Source organism: Streptomyces sp. NPDC001393 (genome assembly GCF_053597455.1).
Genome location: NZ_JBSFIH010000135.1, coordinates 1 through 3,624, shown reverse-complemented (window position 1 = coordinate 3,624; position 3,624 = coordinate 1). Strand labels below are relative to the sequence as shown.

General features: G+C 67.9%; 3 protein-coding genes and 1 pseudogene. All 4 read right to left on the bottom strand.

Annotation, left to right across the window (positions count from 1 at the left end; genetic code table 11):
- Positions 1 to 88: 88 nt before the first annotated feature.
- Positions 89 to 184, bottom strand: a pseudogene (locus tag ACWC2T_RS45780) (TetR/AcrR family transcriptional regulator); the annotation flags it as partial.
- A 683-nt stretch (positions 185 to 867) separates the two neighbouring features.
- A complete protein-coding gene (locus ACWC2T_RS45775) occupies positions 868 to 1,557 on the bottom strand; it encodes a hypothetical protein (RefSeq protein ID WP_450676208.1) in 690 nt (229 codons plus the stop codon).
- 279 nt (positions 1,558 to 1,836) lie between these two features.
- Positions 1,837 to 2,751, bottom strand: coding sequence for a replication-relaxation family protein (locus ACWC2T_RS45770; protein WP_450676207.1), 915 nt, complete (start codon positions 2,749 to 2,751; stop codon positions 1,837 to 1,839).
- Between the two features lie 102 nt (positions 2,752 to 2,853).
- Positions 2,854 to 3,111: a hypothetical protein gene (locus ACWC2T_RS45765; RefSeq protein ID WP_450676206.1), complete on the bottom strand. Its 258-nt coding sequence runs from the start codon at positions 3,109 to 3,111 to the stop codon at positions 2,854 to 2,856.
- Positions 3,112 to 3,624 lie beyond the last annotated feature (513 nt).

The window sequence follows — 3,624 nt, the reverse complement described above, 5'->3', positions numbered from 1 at the left end:
CCCCACGTCACGAGCCGGGAAAGACCGTGAAACGAATCGAAACCCTCACCGAACATGTCCGCCTGAAACAGCAGCGAGGTTAATGATCAAGCTGAGACATAGTCAGCCGATCGAACCCGACCTCGTCCGCCAGCTCGGCGCCCGCGATCGTTACCCGCTCCGCCGTCAGCCCGGCCCGCGCCATCCGCACCCCCCTTTCCTAGGGGTTATTAATTTTAACCTAATACCCCTAGGGAGGCAAGCGGCGAAGGGCCCTTCGGAGGCCGACAATCCTTCAACAAACCTCGGCACCCTCAAGTGATCAACGCACCACCCACGGATGATCATGTGATCGTGGAGGCACAGGTGCGTGACTACGGATTCTCGCCAGCTCAGCAGGACGAAATCTGGAGAAGCTGGCGCGAGGGGCAGCCGTTCAGCTTGATCGGGCGGGCACTCGAGGCACCCGTGCGGGTCGCGTGAGGGTGGTCGCGACGTAAGAGCCCGAGGCTTCTACGGTGCGCGCCCCTGACGTACATCCAGCTCAGCCTCGGCGCCGTGCAGCCTGTTCGAACGGCTCCGAGATACCGCCGTGGACGGCGCGGCCGCCTACACCCGGGCCCGGCTGTTCGCTGCCTGGGCCGGTGACGGCGACAGACTCACCGCCCGCTGCACCTCGTTGACCTAAGGACGGCATGCTTCTGCACTGACGAGGACCGGATACCGAGGCCAGTGTTGTTGCTGGCCTCGGCTGCGCCTGTCCGGACGGCGTCCTCGGACTGGGCAAGGCGGCCGCGTGGTAGCCATCGCGTCCGCTGCCCCGACTGTTTCCTGCACTGCTGCGATCGGGTGTTCGTCTGTCGTCATGCCCGCGGCGACGCAGATCGCTCACTGCCGGGCCGCGGCCTGTTCGTCAGGGGCGGTCACGGTTGCGGCTTTGCCGTCCTGTAGTTGCTGAAGGCGCTTGAGCGTTGCGGCGAGCATGGCCTGTGTGCCCGAGGGGTCGCCTGCGGTGCCGCCCTCGATCCGTACCCGGATGTTGACCTTGCCCGAGCGGACGTACCCGTAGACGGTGTCGTCGCTGAGTCCGGGGTTGATGACCAGTGTGTTTTCGTCGCCCACCGGCTTTTTGGGGTTCTGCTGCTTGCTGGTCTCGGTGCCCTTCCACGTCGTGTACTGGCGGTGGGCGGCGTCGGCCGTTTTGAAGAGGCAGATCTCTATGTACGCCATGTCGTTCGTGGAGCCGTTGTGCTCGTACGATGAATCGCCGCCGCGGACCCAGCCCGCCGGCGCGGACTCGGCCTCCTCTGTGCCGTTGCAGTACTGCCCTTCCGTCACCGACTTGTCGCCGTGCAGGGACCAGCCGGGAAGGTTCTCGCCGTCGCCGAGCAGGGCCTGCGTGATCTGGGCCTGGGTGAGTTCCTTCGTGATCGGCTTCGGGACAGGGGCGGAGACCGGCTCGTCGCCATGCTGCGTGGTGCCGGAGCTGGGGGCCGGCTTGTCGCTGCTGGAGGAGCAGGCGGTGAGCGCGGCAATCCCGACAAGGGCAGTTACGAGGGTGACGCGTGCACGTGACATGCACACAGCCTATCCACTGTTGATCATCAAGCTGTGGGGCTTTTTGCTGTCCGGCAAGCGGCAGCCGGGGCCGACCCGTACGCTCCGGGTGCCGGGCGGGAAGTGTGACGGCCCACGCCCGGTACCCAACTCATTTCTCCGCGACGTCGTCGTCCTCGTCGACGTCGAACGCGTCTGGGTCACGTAGGGGCTAGCAGCCCGCCCCCGGAGTGGAGGGGCGGTTCAAGTTCCGGTGCTTGAGCGGGGCCGTGTCCCGGAAGAGCCAGTGGCCGCGCGCCTTCACAAGGCCGTCCACGGACGAGGCACGCCCCCGGTCAGAGGCACCCACACGGACCCGGCGGGACCGTGTTGCTCGATGTCCTCCAGTACGGCGGCTCCCAGCGGAACCTCGCGGGCGAGGGCTGCGACGAGGGGGTGCTGGGCAACCATCGCCTGGAGATCGCTGATTCTGTCTCCCAGTCTGGTTCGGGGGGCGCCGGTGAGCACGAAGAGTACGCGGGGGAAGACGGGATACCAGCGGAGCCAGGCAGGGCCGGTGGCGGCCTGCCTGCGGCGGCCGACGGGCTGGGCTTCGTACTGGAACAGACGGGCGTAGTCGATCAGTTTCACGGCCAGGCGTTCGCTGCTCATGGTGCTGCGATCGACTTCCACGAACGCTCGTAGTTTGCGCCGGTGGTCGCCGTCGACGACGGTGTAGTGCATGACAGCGTCGGCCACAACCCGCTCCCCTTCGCCGATGGAGTGAGATACCTCGGGGGTCCAGTCCCACGGGCCGTGTTCGTGCCCGAGTCGGCGGGCGTCTTCCGCGAAGGGCAGGTGGGTGTGCAGGACGGTGAGCGTGTGCGCGGTTTTCAGCGAGGCTGCCGTGGTCGAGGTGACGGGGTAGGGCGGTCGTCCCCGCAGGACAGGCAGATCCCGGGTCAGTCGACAGCCTTCCTGAGTGAGGTACCAGACGTTGGTGCGCGACCGGTGCGCCTCCTGCAGCACCGTGCAGTCGACGAAGCCGTCGGAGCGCAGCTTGTTCAGGACACGGGACAGCAGTTGCCGTGTGCCGTCCGGCCGCAGCATCCGGCGCAGCTGACTGGTGGTGGCGATGCGGTGCTGGGCGAGCGCGGCGAGGACTTGGTGGCGCAGCGGTTCGGCGGGGCTGGGGGCCAAGCCGGTTCCCGGGGCACTCGTCGTGGGGCTGGTCATGGACATCCTTCGTGAAAAATCAGTTCGGGAGGGCAGCCGGCCTCGCCGCGGACCGGGTGAATGGTCGCGAGTTTCGGCAGCATCGGGTCCTCGTCGCGCCGATCAGGCGATGCCGAGGTGCAGCAGGGCGAGGGCGTCGTCGAGGTGGGCGTCGACCACGCTGCCGAGGTGCACGGCCAACTGGTGGTTGCCGCGGGAGGCTTCCTCGATCTGGGCCGCGCGGGCGGCGGCCGCGTCTTTGAGGGCGGTGTCCGCGAGATCGGCAGCGGTGGCGGTCGGGCTGCTCGTACCGCAGGCCTCGCACGACGCCCGGTCGACATTGGCGATGCCGCAGCCGCCGCAGGTCCAGGTGCCGCCCATGGGGGTGTGCTCCTTCCGGTCGTGGTGGCCTTGGTCAACAGGCTGTTGGGCCGTCGTTGAAAGCCCGCCCCGGCTGGTCGGAAGTGCCGGGTGGCCGGCTGGCTGCACGTGGACGGGCAGGCGGCCTCGGGGCAGAGCCCTTGCCTGCGGATGAGGAAACCCGCAGTCCCCGACCCAACCCCCGACCAGGAGCCCCCGACCATGGTCACGAAGTGGAAACAGCCGCGTGGTCGGGGCCGTGGTCGGCGCCCATGACCCCGACCACGCGGCTGTGCCAGGTGCGAAAGGAACACGGGCGCCGTGCGAAAGGCCGGTGATGCCCGGCAAGGCGCGGCTGCGAACCAGAGTGGCCCTGGAAGATCGGCGATGGCCGGTCCGCAGCAGCCTGTGGCTGCTGCGGGACGCGGTGGCGAGCCGCGCCCTGCCGGCAGATCGGGAGAGCGGCGGGGAGGGAAAGAGTGTCGTAAGCCCAGTGTAGATATCGGTGGGCGCCGGATCATTAAAAAAAAGGGG

Bases quoted from the DNA above. Each gene is read 5' to 3' on its own strand.
- ACWC2T_RS45770 (WP_450676207.1), bottom strand. From the start codon at position 2,751: ATGACCAGCCCCACGACGAGTGCCCCGGGAACCGGCTTGGCCCCCAGC.
- ACWC2T_RS45775 (WP_450676208.1), bottom strand. From the start codon at position 1,557: ATGTCACGTGCACGCGTCACCCTCGTAACTGCCCTTGTCGGGATTGCC.
- ACWC2T_RS45765 (WP_450676206.1), bottom strand. From the start codon at position 3,111: ATGGGCGGCACCTGGACCTGCGGCGGCTGCGGCATCGCCAATGTCGAC.